13 protein-coding genes and 3 tRNA genes are annotated in these 12,805 nt (G+C 44.4%); 12 read left to right on the plus strand and 4 right to left on the minus strand.

Annotated elements, in window-relative coordinates:
• Positions 1-77 precede the first annotated feature (77 nt).
• The 3 genes from Q1J64_RS02985 (at position 78) to Q1J64_RS02995 (ending at position 330) form a co-directional block, all read left to right on the plus strand.
• Positions 78-152, plus strand: a tRNA-Asn gene (locus Q1J64_RS02985).
• Between the two features lie 7 nt (positions 153-159).
• Positions 160-250: transfer RNA gene (locus Q1J64_RS02990), tRNA-Ser, on the plus strand.
• A gap of 8 nt (positions 251-258) precedes the next feature.
• Positions 259-330, plus strand: a tRNA-Glu gene (locus Q1J64_RS02995).
• 123 nt (positions 331-453) lie between these two features.
• On the opposite strand, the gene Q1J64_RS03000 is transcribed toward Q1J64_RS02995, so the two are convergent.
• Both Q1J64_RS03000 and Q1J64_RS03005 read right to left on the minus strand, forming a co-directional pair.
• On the minus strand, positions 454-1,194 hold the full coding sequence (locus Q1J64_RS03000; RefSeq protein WP_301107614.1) for a TraR/DksA C4-type zinc finger protein: 741 nt from the start codon (positions 1,192-1,194) through the stop codon (positions 454-456).
• A 146-nt stretch (positions 1,195-1,340) separates the two neighbouring features.
• On the minus strand, positions 1,341-2,252 hold the full coding sequence (locus Q1J64_RS03005) for a 1,4-dihydroxy-2-naphthoate polyprenyltransferase (protein ID WP_301107615.1): 912 nt from the start codon (positions 2,250-2,252) through the stop codon (positions 1,341-1,343).
• 222 nt (positions 2,253-2,474) lie between these two features.
• Here Q1J64_RS03005 and Q1J64_RS03010 point away from each other — a divergent pair, with 222 nt between their 5' ends.
• From Q1J64_RS03010 to Q1J64_RS03030, 5 genes are read left to right on the plus strand one after another with little or no spacing between them, the layout of a single operon-like run.
• The gene (locus Q1J64_RS03010) at positions 2,475-3,851 is read left to right on the plus strand and encodes an isochorismate synthase (protein ID WP_301107616.1); all 1,377 of its coding nucleotides are present in this window, start codon (positions 2,475-2,477) and stop codon (positions 3,849-3,851) included.
• On the plus strand, positions 3,844-5,565 hold the full coding sequence (gene menD, locus Q1J64_RS03015) for a 2-succinyl-5-enolpyruvyl-6-hydroxy-3-cyclohexene-1-carboxylic-acid synthase (protein WP_301107617.1): 1,722 nt from the start codon (positions 3,844-3,846) through the stop codon (positions 5,563-5,565). The genes Q1J64_RS03010 and menD overlap by 8 nt, the downstream gene beginning before the upstream one ends.
• The gene (gene menH, locus Q1J64_RS03020) at positions 5,555-6,385 is read left to right on the plus strand and encodes a 2-succinyl-6-hydroxy-2,4-cyclohexadiene-1-carboxylate synthase (RefSeq protein WP_301107618.1); all 831 of its coding nucleotides are present in this window, start codon (positions 5,555-5,557) and stop codon (positions 6,383-6,385) included. Before menD ends, menH begins: the two co-directional genes overlap by 11 nt.
• A gap of 12 nt (positions 6,386-6,397) precedes the next feature.
• Complete coding sequence (gene menB / locus Q1J64_RS03025) at positions 6,398-7,216, plus strand: 1,4-dihydroxy-2-naphthoyl-CoA synthase (RefSeq protein ID WP_153721739.1); 819 nt, start codon at positions 6,398-6,400, stop codon at positions 7,214-7,216.
• 60 nt (positions 7,217-7,276) lie between these two features.
• The gene (locus tag Q1J64_RS03030; protein WP_301107619.1) at positions 7,277-8,704 is read left to right on the plus strand and encodes an o-succinylbenzoate--CoA ligase; all 1,428 of its coding nucleotides are present in this window, start codon (positions 7,277-7,279) and stop codon (positions 8,702-8,704) included.
• A gap of 25 nt (positions 8,705-8,729) precedes the next feature.
• Here the strand turns inward: Q1J64_RS03030 and Q1J64_RS03035 are convergent, their stop codons facing one another.
• Both Q1J64_RS03035 and yidD read right to left on the minus strand, forming a co-directional pair.
• Entirely contained in the window at positions 8,730-9,707 is a 978-nt protein-coding gene (locus tag Q1J64_RS03035) for a metal ABC transporter solute-binding protein, Zn/Mn family (RefSeq protein WP_301107620.1), read from the minus strand.
• Between the two features lie 208 nt (positions 9,708-9,915).
• Complete coding sequence (gene yidD, locus Q1J64_RS03040; protein WP_301107621.1) at positions 9,916-10,146, minus strand: membrane protein insertion efficiency factor YidD; 231 nt, start codon at positions 10,144-10,146, stop codon at positions 9,916-9,918.
• Positions 10,147-10,241: 95 nt separating this feature from the next.
• On the opposite strand from yidD, the gene Q1J64_RS03045 reads away from it, so the two are divergent.
• From Q1J64_RS03045 to Q1J64_RS03060, 4 genes are all read left to right on the plus strand, one after another.
• Positions 10,242-10,691: a Dps family protein gene (locus Q1J64_RS03045; RefSeq protein ID WP_301107622.1), complete on the plus strand. Its 450-nt coding sequence runs from the start codon at positions 10,242-10,244 to the stop codon at positions 10,689-10,691.
• Positions 10,692-10,756: 65 nt separating this feature from the next.
• Positions 10,757-10,939, plus strand: a complete 183-nt coding sequence (locus Q1J64_RS03050) for a putative motility protein (protein ID WP_301107623.1) — start codon at positions 10,757-10,759, stop codon at positions 10,937-10,939.
• Between the two features lie 110 nt (positions 10,940-11,049).
• Positions 11,050-12,372, plus strand: coding sequence for an NAD-dependent malic enzyme (locus Q1J64_RS03055; protein WP_301107624.1), 1,323 nt, complete (start codon positions 11,050-11,052; stop codon positions 12,370-12,372).
• 110 nt (positions 12,373-12,482) lie between these two features.
• Positions 12,483-12,797: a transposase gene (locus Q1J64_RS03060; protein WP_301107625.1), complete on the plus strand. Its 315-nt coding sequence runs from the start codon at positions 12,483-12,485 to the stop codon at positions 12,795-12,797.
• The last annotated feature ends 8 nt before the right edge of the window (positions 12,798-12,805 follow it).

Here is a 12,805-nt window from a genome sequence, read left to right on the forward strand (position 1 = left end):
GGCCTATAGCTCAGCTGGTTAGAGCGCACGCCTGATAAGCGTGAGGTCGGTGGTTCGAGTCCACTTAGGCCCACCATTCCGCAGTAGCTCAGTGGTAGAGCAATCGGCTGTTAACCGATCGGTCGTAAGTTCGAGTCTTACCTGCGGAGCCATTTTTATGGGGAAGTACTCAAGTGGCTCAAGAGGCGCCCCTGCTAAGGGTGTAGATCGCGAAAGCGGTGCGAGGGTTCGAATCCCTCCTTCTCCGCCATAATTTTTGGCCCCTTGGTCAAGCGGTTAAGACACCGCCCTTTCACGGCGGTATCACGGGTTCGAATCCCGTAGGGGTCATACTGAAGAGACACTGTACATTCAAATGTACAGTGTCTTTTTTTCTATATTAAATTTCATAACAATAAATAGCACGGAAGTATCGAGCAACTGCAGATCATTCGATACTTCCGTGTTTTTATATTATTTATCTTCAATATAACTGTCGCCTTTATGATAGGGAATTTCACCAAGAGGGGACTCAAGACCTTCTTCGTCCAGCTCTTCCATATATTCTTCTGCACCTTCAGTTCGAACGAAACCAGCAGGCTCTCCTGTAATATCAGATACAGCAAACTCTTCATATTCCTCTGCATCCTCATCGTCTTCAGTGGTATACAAATCATCATAATCTCTGTTTTCATTGCCCGCAAAGTCTGATGGAGTCTCGGATGTTCCTGACTTCGCAATTTCTTGGAAGCTATCTTCATAATCTCTGGCTGCTCCCGATCTTCGCTCAGCAAAAGAGTTAGGCTCCGCCATAATTAAGACGTCATCTTCGACGGGGCGATCGTCGGGTACGGCTTTTTCTGCATCTTCAATACATACTGTCGTGTACGGAATGGCTTCTAGGCGCTCGAATTGAATCTCCTTACCACATGTCTCACATGTACCGTACGTCCCTTCCTTGATCGCCTGAAGTGCGTGCTGCACTTTCTTCAGTTCGTCGTCAGCATGTGTATTCAAGGCCAAGTCTTTTTCCCTTTCATATAATTCGGTACCCATATCTGCAGGGTGATTATCATACATGGATAATTCGCCGACTTCTTCTTGTGCCGATTCTTTTATTTGTGTTTCTTCTTCCGTTTCAGTCAAACGCTCTTCCATAGCATGCAGTTCTTTTTCCAAGTTTTTTATCTGTTCTTTAGTTAACAATATACTCACAACCCTTTCTGTATGGCTCTCTCGATATATGTTGAAGTAAAAGAAAGCTTGTTATTTCAGTCATTCCCTGTTTAAGAGGATCCGTAAACCTTTCCAAAGAAAAAACGCCTACATTTTTCAGTGTAGACGTTTCCGGGTTAAATTATTCAGATGAAATGGGCGATCAAAATGCCGATGCCTAAAAGAAGTCCAAAGAGGGTATTGGTCACTCCAGTGTCTTTCATTGCGGGCATGACCTGGATCGGTTGTTCGTATTGAGTAAATGTCTTCACCGCATGCAACGGTTTCGGAATGCTCAAGAGAACGAGCAGTGCCCAGGCCGAGACATGTCCAGTTATGACGAGTATGATGACCCAGATATAAGAAATGATAAAGAATGACGCGAGAATCTTCACGGCAGTTGAACGGCCAGTTAAGATAGCCAGCGTTTTACGTCCGCCTTTTGTATCGCCTACGATATCGCGAATGTTGTTTGCCAACATAATGGCTCCCACTAAGAGCATACTCGGTACAGAAAGCAGAATAGCATCTCCTGTAACAGTGCCGGTCTGAATGAAAAAGGCAATTAAAATTAATAGCATTCCCATAACGAAACCTGAAACGAGCTCTCCAAACGGTGTATAGGCGATCGGATAGGGTCCTCCAGTGTAAAGATAGCCAATCAGCATTGCGATTGAACCTACGACTGCGAGAAGCCAAGAGGTCTCCATACAGATATAGATGCCGAGTAGTACGGACAGACCGTACAAAAGCAAGGCGAGATGTAAGACGGTCTTCGGTTTGACGCCGTTACGTACGATGGTACCGCCAATCCCTATGGAATGCTCGTCATCGAGTCCACGTTTGAAGTCGTAGTATTCATTGAACATGTTTGTCGCCATCTGTAAGAACAGACTTGCTGTCAGCATGGCTATAAACAGCGGGAAGTGAAGCGAACCATATTGCAGTGCGATCATCGTTCCTAAAAAGACGGGTGCAAAGGCGGCGGTTAAAGTATGAGGCCGGGTCAACTGCCACCAAACCCGCCATCCTGTATCTGATTCTATTGAGTGTTGCACGTGTGATCTCTCCTAACTATAGTCATACGTGCTATTATACCGCAAAAACAACTGGTTGGGTAAGGCGAAAATCGTTTGTCATATACTGTCTTCAACTGGAAGACCTTATCATATTACGTCATGTGTTCAATGTGATAGAATAAAGGTACTTATTGTTCAGCGTTTACAAGTCTGGACGAAAATTTTCGATAACATAATGATTGATGATAAGGAGAGAGAAGGATGAACCGGAAATTGACCGATCGAGTGAAGAATGCCATACCTATAGGTGCTAACGCTCGATTCTTTACGGAAACAATAGAAGTGGAGACCCTAAGTCCGCTAGCCTTCTTTGAAGCGGGTCGTTCAGATTATGGCGATCATCGCTTTTTGTGGCAAAATGCAGATAATACGGTCAAGCTTGTCGGTATTGGACAGGCAGCTGTACTGACGGCAGAAACAGAGCGTTTCCAGTCGATATCTTCACAATGGAAGGCACTTTGCGAAGGGCTGATCAAAGAAGAAAAGGATATGGACCCTGTTTTATTCGGAGGTTTTTCATTCGATCCAGAAACTAGACAAGATGAGGAGTGGCAGGCATTCCCGGCAGCTTATTTCACGGTTCCTTTATTTCAGCTGAAAATGGAAAATGGTAAAACGTATGTGTCAATAAACTATGTGACAGAAGAAATGGAAGCCGCTGCTGAATTTGAAGCTCTTCGCCAGGAACGCGATCGATTAACGCATATCGCTGAAGTAGAAGAGTTTACTATACAAAGTAAGCCCGCTCTTGTTTCTCAGACAGAGATTGCAACGGAGCGATATATGCAGGCTGTCGAGAAAGTTACGTCGCAGATCAACCAACAGATAGCTGAAAAAGTTGTCATTGCCCGTGAAATTAAGCTGACTTTTGAAGAAGAGTTTCAGAAAACAGCTGCATTGAATGCGATCACGAATGAACAGCAGGCAAGCTATCATTTCGGGCTGCAAATAGGAGAAGACATGTTTTTCGGAGCGACACCGGAGAGGTTGGTCGAAATCAAGAATGGACAAGCCTATTCTGCTTGTGTGGCCGGATCTATTCATCGTGGGAAATCGGCGAAGGCAGACCAGCAGTTAGGCGAACAATTACTGCGTGATAAGAAGAATCGTGAAGAACATCAGTATGTAGTCGATATGATCACAGAGGTTTTTACTGAATTCTGCACTTCATTACAAGTGAATAAAACACCAAAATTATTGAAGGTTCGTGATATTCAGCATTTGTTTACACCTGTAGAAGGAAAACTGGCGGAAGATATGGATATTTTCCGTTTAGTTGAAGCGCTGCATCCGACACCTGCACTAGGCGGTGTGCCGCGGAAGACTGCTCTTGAAATCATTCGTGAAGAAGAACGGATGGACAGAGGATTTTATGCAGGTCCGATTGGCTGGACGGATGCGGCTGGCAACGGCGAATTTGCTGTCGCGATCCGTTCAGGTCTGCTGACAGGAAACGAAGCTTATTTATATGCTGGTGGAGGTATTGTCGCAGATTCGAAACCGGATGAAGAATACGCGGAAACATGGGTGAAATTCCGTCCTGTCCTGCGTGCCCTTGGAGGAAGTTTACATGAATAATCATAAAGCTGCTTTAACGAATTATGTACTTCGTTTAACAGATACACTTATACGCCAGGGAGCCAACCGGGCAGTCATCAGTCCAGGGTCCCGGTCCACGCCGCTTGCTTATGCTTTTTCTAAATCGAAGGATATGGAAACGTATATTCATACAGATGAACGGTCTGCTGCCTTTTATGCGCTTGGTCTGGTCAAAGCGACAGGGCAGCCGGCTGTCCTTTTATGTACATCGGGGACAGCAGCATCGAATTATCATCCTGCCATCACAGAGGCTTATTATGCACGTCTGCCGCTGATTGTCATCACAGCAGACCGCCCGCATGAGCTGCGTGAAGTGGGAGCGCCGCAAGCGATCGATCAAATCCGCATGTATGGGGAACACGTCAAAGACAGTGTCGACTTTCCAGTGCCGGAAGACCGTCCGGAAATTCTAGATTATATGGAACAGCGTGCAGTGCGCCTTCTGTCTACCGCCATGACAGCACCGCAAGGACCTGTTCATTTTAATGTGCCGTTCAGAGAGCCTTTGTTGATAGATTTTGACGAACAGCAGTTGTCTAGTAGGTTCCAGCAGCAACTACCGGCAGAAGTTCAATTGTCTCAGCCAATGAAAGACTTGCTGATGCAGTCGGTCAAGGAATCGAAGCGGGGAATCATCATAGCAGGTGAGCAGCCGCCCACTTTACATAAAGATCAATTTTGGCAATTTGCAAAAAGACTGCAGTGGCCGGTGTTATGCGATCCGTTATCAAATCTGCGTGCAGAGATACCTGCTGACTGCGCCGATTTATGTATAGATCAATATGACGCATTGCTGAAAAGCGAGGAATTCAGCGGGCGTGTACAGCCTGATTGTGTGATTCGTTTCGGGCCACAGCCAATATCAAAATCATTGACTTTGTTCTTGAAGAAAACTCGTCCAGAAACTTATATTGTAGTGGATGAGTCTCCAAATTACCGTGATCCATTGGCATTGACAACACATCATCTGCAAACGTCTGCAGTAAGTGTCTGGAATCTGTGGAATCTTCAGTTCGAAATGTCCGAATTTACGGCTCTCTGGATGAAAGCGAATAAAATATCCAGTGATATACTTGGGGAAGACGAACATTTCAAAGGTGATGAAGGTCATGTCGTCCGTCAGTTCATAGCAAATCTGCCAAATAAATCGGATGTTGTCTGCAGCAGCAGTATGCCGATACGTGATCTCGATACATTTTTCCAGAAAACAGAGAAAGATATCGCGCTGTTTTGCAATCGGGGAACGAATGGTATTGATGGCGTGGTTTCGACAGCACTTGGTGTGCAGCAGGCACGCAAACGACATACGTATTTATTGATAGGTGATTTGGCATTTTTGCACGATATGAACGGTTTAATCATTTCGCGTCTACAGCAGACCGATATAACGATCGTCATTATTAATAATAATGGCGGCGGAATCTTTTCCTACTTACCGCAGGCATCGGTAGAGGACCATTATGAAGAATTGTTCGGCACACCGACGAACCTGACATTTAACCATATTGCAGCTATGTATGAAGCGCAGTATGATGCAGTTTCCACAGTAGAAGCATTCGAAGATGCACTGACCAAAGAAAAACGAGCAGACTTACGCATTATTGAAGTTTTCACACGCCGTGAGGATAATGTGGAAGCGCACAGAGCTATCTGGCGTGAAATTGCGAAAAGAGTTGAAGGTATTGAAGTCTGATATGATAGAAATACGAGGTCTTTCGACGTATGTGGAATGCTATGGAGAGAAACAGTCACAGGCAGTTGTTTTACTGCATGGATTTACAGGTTCAGCAAATACGTGGACAGAAACGATCCAGCAGCTCTCAAAGGATTACTATGTCATCGCTATTGAGTTGATCGGTCATGGCAGGACGGCATCTCCTGAGGGGACAGATCGCTACAAAATGGAAGAGCAGACAGCTGATCTGCATAATCTACTGAGGAAATTGCAGGTCACACAGCCCGTACTGCTTGGTTATTCAATGGGGGGCCGTGTTGCTGCGGGATATGCTAATGCGTATCCTGAAGAAATCGCAGGCTTGATACTTGAAAGCAGTTCACCCGGACTGCGTACAGAAGAAGAGCGGGCAGCACGCAGGGAGTCTGATGCCAAGCTGGCGAATCGGATAGAGAACGAAGGTATCGAGAAATTTGTCGAATTCTGGGAAGCGATTCCGCTGTTTGATTCGCAAAAGAAATTGTCTGAAGAACGGCGGCTTGCGGTGAGGAATGAACGTTTGAACCAGAAATCCATTGGCCTGGCCAACAGTTTAAGAGGGATTGGCACAGGCAGTCAGCCGTCTTACTGGGAGGAGCTAAAAAACTTTAGCTTTCCAGTATTGCTGTTAACAGGCAGTGAAGACATGAAGTTTCAGAATATTGCCCGGGAAATGACATGTTTACTGCCAAATGTACTGCATGAAACGATTAAAGATGCAGGACATGCAATTCACGTGGAAAAACCGCGACAGTTTGCTACAATGATAAGGAGCTTTTTAAAACAGTTTAAAAATTGAGGAGGAGTTTGAATGACACGTCAATGGGAAACACTTCGTACATATGATGATATTAAATATGAAATGTACAATGGTATTGCAAAAATTACCATCAACCGACCGGAAGTGCGCAATGCATTCCGTCCGAAAACAGTAATGGAAATGATCGATGCTTTCTCACGCGCACGCGATGATCAGCGTATTGGAGTTATCGTCTTAACTGGTGAAGGAGAAAAGGCTTTCTGTTCAGGAGGCGACCAATCAGTGCGCGGACACGGCGGATATGTCGGGGATGATGATATTCCACGTTTGAACGTACTGGATCTTCAGCGTTTAATCCGTGTGATTCCAAAACCGGTTGTTGCGATGGTTGCAGGCTATGCAATTGGCGGCGGCCATGTACTTCATGTAGTTTGTGATTTGACGATTGCTGCAGATAACGCACGTTTTGGCCAGACGGGACCGACTGTCGGTTCATTCGACGCAGGTTACGGTTCAGGCTATCTGGCTCGAATTGTTGGACATAAAAAAGCCCGCGAAATCTGGTACTTGTGCCGTCAGTACGATGCACAAGAAGCATTGGATATGGGGTTAGTAAATACGGTAGTACCTTACGATCAGCTGGAAGATGAAACAGTTCAATGGTGTGAAGAAATGTTGAGCAAGAGCCCGACTGCCTTGCGTTTCCTGAAAGCTGCAATGAATGCAGACACAGATGGACTGGCTGGACTTCAGCAAATGGCTGGCGACGCTACACTTCTTTATTACACAACGGATGAAGCAAAAGAAGGCCGCGATGCATTTAAAGAAAAGCGCAAACCGGACTTCGATCAGTTCCCACGTTTCCCGTAAACAACTTGAAAGCTGCCTATCATGGGCAGCTTTTTCATTTACATGAAAGGGGCATTATTGATGATAATTCCAAACTGGCTGCTTCAGCGGGCGAAGCTGACGCCTGAACAATCAGCACTTCCAGGAAAATCATTTCGTGAAGTGTATGAAGCTTCACTTGAAATAGCACAGCAACTGCATCATAAAGGAGTAAAAGCAGGCGACCGTATTGCGTTGCTGAGTCTTTCCAATGAAGAGACCGTTCTGTTCATCCACGCCTCGTGGTTATTGAGTACAGAAGTCGTCTTCCTCAATAACCGTCTAACTAAACAAGAGCTGGCGTGGCAGGTGAGTGACGCAGAACCAAGCATTGTCATAGTCGATGATCGAATTGCGGCTACTTTTTGTTTTAGTGGCATTGAATGTCTGCAGTATTCGGCTGTCCGCCAAATGCCGGCAAAAGAATTTACAATGCTTGAGCAGTGGGAAGAAAACCGTACACTTTCTATTATGTATACGTCGGGGACGACAGGTCTGCCTAAAGGAGTCCGGCAGACAGCGGGAAATCATACGTCAAGTGCACTCGCATCTGCTTTAAATTTAGGGCTGACAGATCAGGATTCGTGGCTTTGTATGATGCCGTTATTTCATATTAGCGGTCTTTCCATAGTCATACGCTCTGTTATTTATGGAATGGAAATGCGTCTTTATGAGAAGTTCGATGCGAAAGAAGCAGCAAAACAAATTACTGCAGGAACGGTTACGTCGATGTCCGTAGTTGCGCTGACATTGGATCAAATTGTACGAGTCATGGAAGAAGAGAATAACATAGCTCATCCTTCCTTCCGTACGATGCTCGTGGGTGGCGGTCCGGTACCGCTCGATTATCTGAAGCGTGCAGCGTCTTGCGGTTTGCCGATATTGCAGACATACGGCATGACGGAAACTTGTTCACAAACAGCAACACTGGGAAAAACAGAGGCCATGCGTAAATTGGGTTCTGCCGGAAAACCATTATTCTTTAATCAAATTGCTATTCAAGGCAGTAAAGAGGCAGGAGAAGTGGGTGAGGTACTCATAAAAGGTCCGCATGTAACTCCAGGATATATCGGCAGTCAAAGCAGTCGTTCGCCGCTTACAGAAGAAGGCTGGCTTGCTACAGGGGATGCGGGCTATCTGGATGAAGACGGCTACTTATTTATCGTTGACCGTCGGGCTGACCTGATCATTTCAGGCGGAGAGAATATCTATCCTGCCGAAATTGAAAATGTTCTTCTCGCGCATCCTGCTGTTCGGGAAGCGGGAGTCTGTGCAAAACAAGATGAGCGATGGGGCCAGGTTCCGATTGCCTTTGTCATAGCCGAAGAAGTTACAGAAACAGAACTGCTTTCCTATTGCCAAGAGCATCTGGCGCGTTATAAGCTGCCGAAAGAAATTAGATTCACTGATCAGCTTCCGCGGAATGCTTCCAATAAATTAATGCGCTTTGAATTGAAAAAAAGGCTATAGAAAAACAGCGGATTGAGGTCCGCTGTCAGTTTTGTAAAGCTTTTTTTAGTACTTGAAGATTACGCTCCATCAGGGAGAAGTAATCGTCTTTATTTTTAATTTCTTCATCCGTCAGTACGCTTAAATTATGAAGCGTTAGTGTTTCGGCATTCAATTCTTTTTGAATGACTTCTGCTAATTTAGAACTGACATTCTGTTCGAATAAAATGTAATGGATATCTTGCTCTTTTGCTTCATGAACAAGGGAAGCTAGCTGCTTCTGTGATGGCTCGTTTTGTGAATCCAAACCTGAAATTGCAAGTTGCTCCAGGCCGTACGTATTCGCTAAATAGCCAAATGCCGCATGCGAGACGAAAAAGGTTTTATTCGGTGCTTCATCAGCCATCGTCTTGTACTGTCTGTCAAGTGCTTCCAGCTCGTCATACAGCTCGTTGTAGTTCTTTTCAAATTGCGCTGCATGTTCAGGCAGTTCATCGGAAAGCTCATCCTTGATTTTTTCAGCAAGCAACGTGCTGAGGTAAGGGGAAATCCAAACATGTGGATCTACTGCAGACTCATCATGATGATGTTCTTCTTCCTCTTCACCGTGTATTTCCTGCTCGTGCTCATGCTCATGTGAATGTCCCTCTTCAAATTCTTCCGGATCAATGGCATCTCCGACAGGAACAAAATGTACCTGCTCATTTTTCAGGGTCTTCTCGGTTTTCTGAACAAAGCCCTCAAGACCCAGTCCAATGTAGAAGAAAAGATCTGCTTTTGACAGAGCCATCATATCTTTTTGCGTCGGCTCGAATACATGCTCATCGGTTCCAGGCGGGTAGATCGATTGTACATCTACCACATCACCGCCGATCCGCTCAGTGAAATATTGCAACGGATATACAGTCGTATACACACTTAATTTTTCGGATGAAGGGGATTCAGTTTCATCGGTTGCCTTGTTGCTGCATCCGCTTAATACCAAAAGTATGGCAGCTGCTAATAAAAGATAACGATTTTTCATTTATGAAAGCCTCCGGGTTCGTAATCGGAATGATTACTATTTAGATAACTTCCTTATCATACAAGATTCTTTTCTTGAATGCAACAATATTTATTTGTATTCAGCAGAAACCTCACTTCTATAAGTGGAGGGTTGAATGCGAGTTGTCTTTCTGTTCAGGGTGTGTTTACAAATTAGAGGCAATCACGCCGAGGCGTGATTGTTAGTACTATTCCTGCGTTTTTTTGGGAGGCACCGGGTCAAAGCCACCTTCATGGAAGGGGTGACATTTCAATATTCTTCTGACAGCAAGCCAACTTCCTTTAATGGCGCCGTGTGTTTCGATTGCCTCGACACCATAGTGCGAGCAGGTGGGATAAAAGCGGCAAGAAGGCGGAGTTAATGGAGAAATAAATTTCTGATAAAACCGAATGATAGACACAAATGTTTTTTTTAGCATAATTGCTTCACCTTTCAATATAAGTAGGTTTAGTTTACCTACTTAAGTGGTAAATTAAAAGAGAGAAGCTTACAACAATCAGAGGAGTGTTTTTTATGTCTAAAGAATTAATTCAAGAGTTAAACAAGCAAGTATCTACATGGTCCGTGATGTATGCAAAGCTGCATAATTATCATTGGTATGTAAAAGGACCTCAGTTCTTTACACTGCATGCGAAATTTGAAGAGCTGTACAACGAAGCGACAGCGCATATGGATGAAATCGCTGAACGTGTACTGACGTTGGGCGGAGAACCGACTGCTACATTAGCGCAGCACATAGAAAGTTCAGTTGTTAGTGAAGCCAAAGGAACGGAAAAAGCCAATGAAATGGTTCAGGCATTGGTTGATGATTTCGATAAGATTATGAAATCATTGAAAAAAGGAATGGATCTTGCTGCGAAAGCCAGCGATGATATGACTGAAGATGTGCTGAATGCTATTTATCAAAGTATTGAAAAGCACCAGTGGATGCTGAATGCGTTCCTCGGAGAAACAAATGAATGAAAATCCTTCATTCAGCAGGGAAACAGCCGATACTAAGAAGTGAATAGCAGGAAGGAGTGAACGAAATGGATATCAATTCAATCATGTCCAGTCAGTTGAGAAGCTTGCAATCAACCGTTCAAATGAGTGTAATGTCTAAAGCTCTTTCGATGGAAACTTCTGCGGTTGCAGAAATGCTGAATAATCTGGACAGTCAGCCCGTCGCTGTGCACCCGCATAAAGGTGCATCAGTTGATATCAAGGCTTGATTGCCGAAGACACATCTCGTATGATTAGAGATGTGTCTTTTTTTCGATGGAATCACACAGTAACACTGTGTAGTATAAATAATACATACTGTAGTAGGAGGTTTGCGATTATGGCGCAAGGCCAGTTCTTAAGAAATATAATTGTTGAAACACCGTCCAAACCGGGTAATTTAGGTAAAGTAACGATGGCAATCGGGCAGTTGAACGGAGATATTGGTGACATCCAGACAATTAAGGTTGGCACGGTTTCTACCATTCGAGAAATAGCGCTGCTGTGTAACAACAAAGAACATTTGGATGAAATCGTAGCAGCGATTGAAGATTTGAAAAACGGCATTAAAGTTCATGCCGTAACAGACGACGTCCTGCAAGCACATGAGGGCGGTAAGATTCATATGAAAGCAAGCCATCCGATCCGTTCACTTGCAGATTTACGCAGAGTGTATACACCGGGTGTAGCGAGTGTCTGTAAAACAATTGAGGAAGATCCTGAACAGGCAAATTATTTTACGGGAATTTCTAATACCGTCGCAATTGTTACAGACGGAACCGCAATTTTAGGTCTTGGCAATATTGGTCCTGTGGCGGGGATGCCTGTTATGGAAGGGAAAGCTGTACTGTTTGACCAGTTCGTAGGTATCAGCGGTATTCCGATATTATTGGATACGAGCAATCCTGACGAAGTAGTAGAGACGATCAAGCATATCCACCAGGGATTTGGTGCGATCTTATTAGAAGATATCGGAGCTCCTCATTGTTTTGAAATTGAAGATCGGCTGAAAAAAGAATTGTCGATTCCAGTCATGCACGATGATCAGCACGGGACTGCAGTCGTTGCGCTGGCGGCAGCATTAACAGCGTGCAAGCATGTCGGTGTTGATCTGGCGGACTCAAAAATCGGTCAGATCGGCCTTGGTGCAGCAGGTCTTGCAATCAGCAGAATGTTTATCGCGTACGGCGTTGAAGAATTAAAGGGCATTGATTTAAATCCTAAGGCGACAGCTATGCTGGAAGAGTTTGGTGGCATCGTTGCTCAATCGATGGAAGAAATCATGGCAACTTGTGATTTGGTTATCGCCACAACAGGAGTAGCGAATTTGATTAAGCCGGAAATGGTCCGCAAAGGGCAGATCATACTGGCATTATCGAATCCAAATGCAGAAATTATGCCGGATGTAGCACTCGAAGCAGGCGCAGCGTACGCGGCGGATGGACGTTTAGTCAATAACGTTCTTGGTTTCCCTGGAATTTTCCGAGGTGCACTAAACGCAAACGCTAAGGAGATTACGTACCCGATGCTCATTGCAGCAGCTCTTGCGATTGTCGAAAGTACGAAGCGTGATGATCTCGTACCGCATCCGTTAGATCCAAATGTGCATGTGAATGTGGCATTGGCGGTTGAACGTGTCGTTTATGAAGAACAAGCTAAATAGATAGTTCAAGCCTATTAATCATTTATTGGTTACTAGGCTTTTACATTTTCTTTTTCGGGATATTTTTATCAAAAACGTCCATACTACGTAAAAAAGAAAGTAGGATGGTCATGCCTGATCAAAAATATACGATGTATGTTTCAATGAGTCACAAGCAAGTTCTGTTGGATCCATATTCTTCACCTTGGGAATATAAAGTAGAGGTCACAAAAGAAGCATACCCTGTTTTCGAACGATTATTTGCACAGATGGAACGCTTGGAATTCCGTAACTTTCTACGATCACACTTGCCCTATATTCAATATCACTATGACAAAGATAATCACGATATTGATAAGCGAATGATGAAAGTCTATGCACTAATTCATGAATATACTGATGAAGAATCCAAACGTTTTATTGAGAAGCTGCCGTTCTTTCGTTGATTCGGCAT

The organism is Sporosarcina sp., from assembly GCF_029257255.1.
Classification (GTDB): Bacteria; Bacillota; Bacilli; order Bacillales_A; family Planococcaceae; genus Sporosarcina.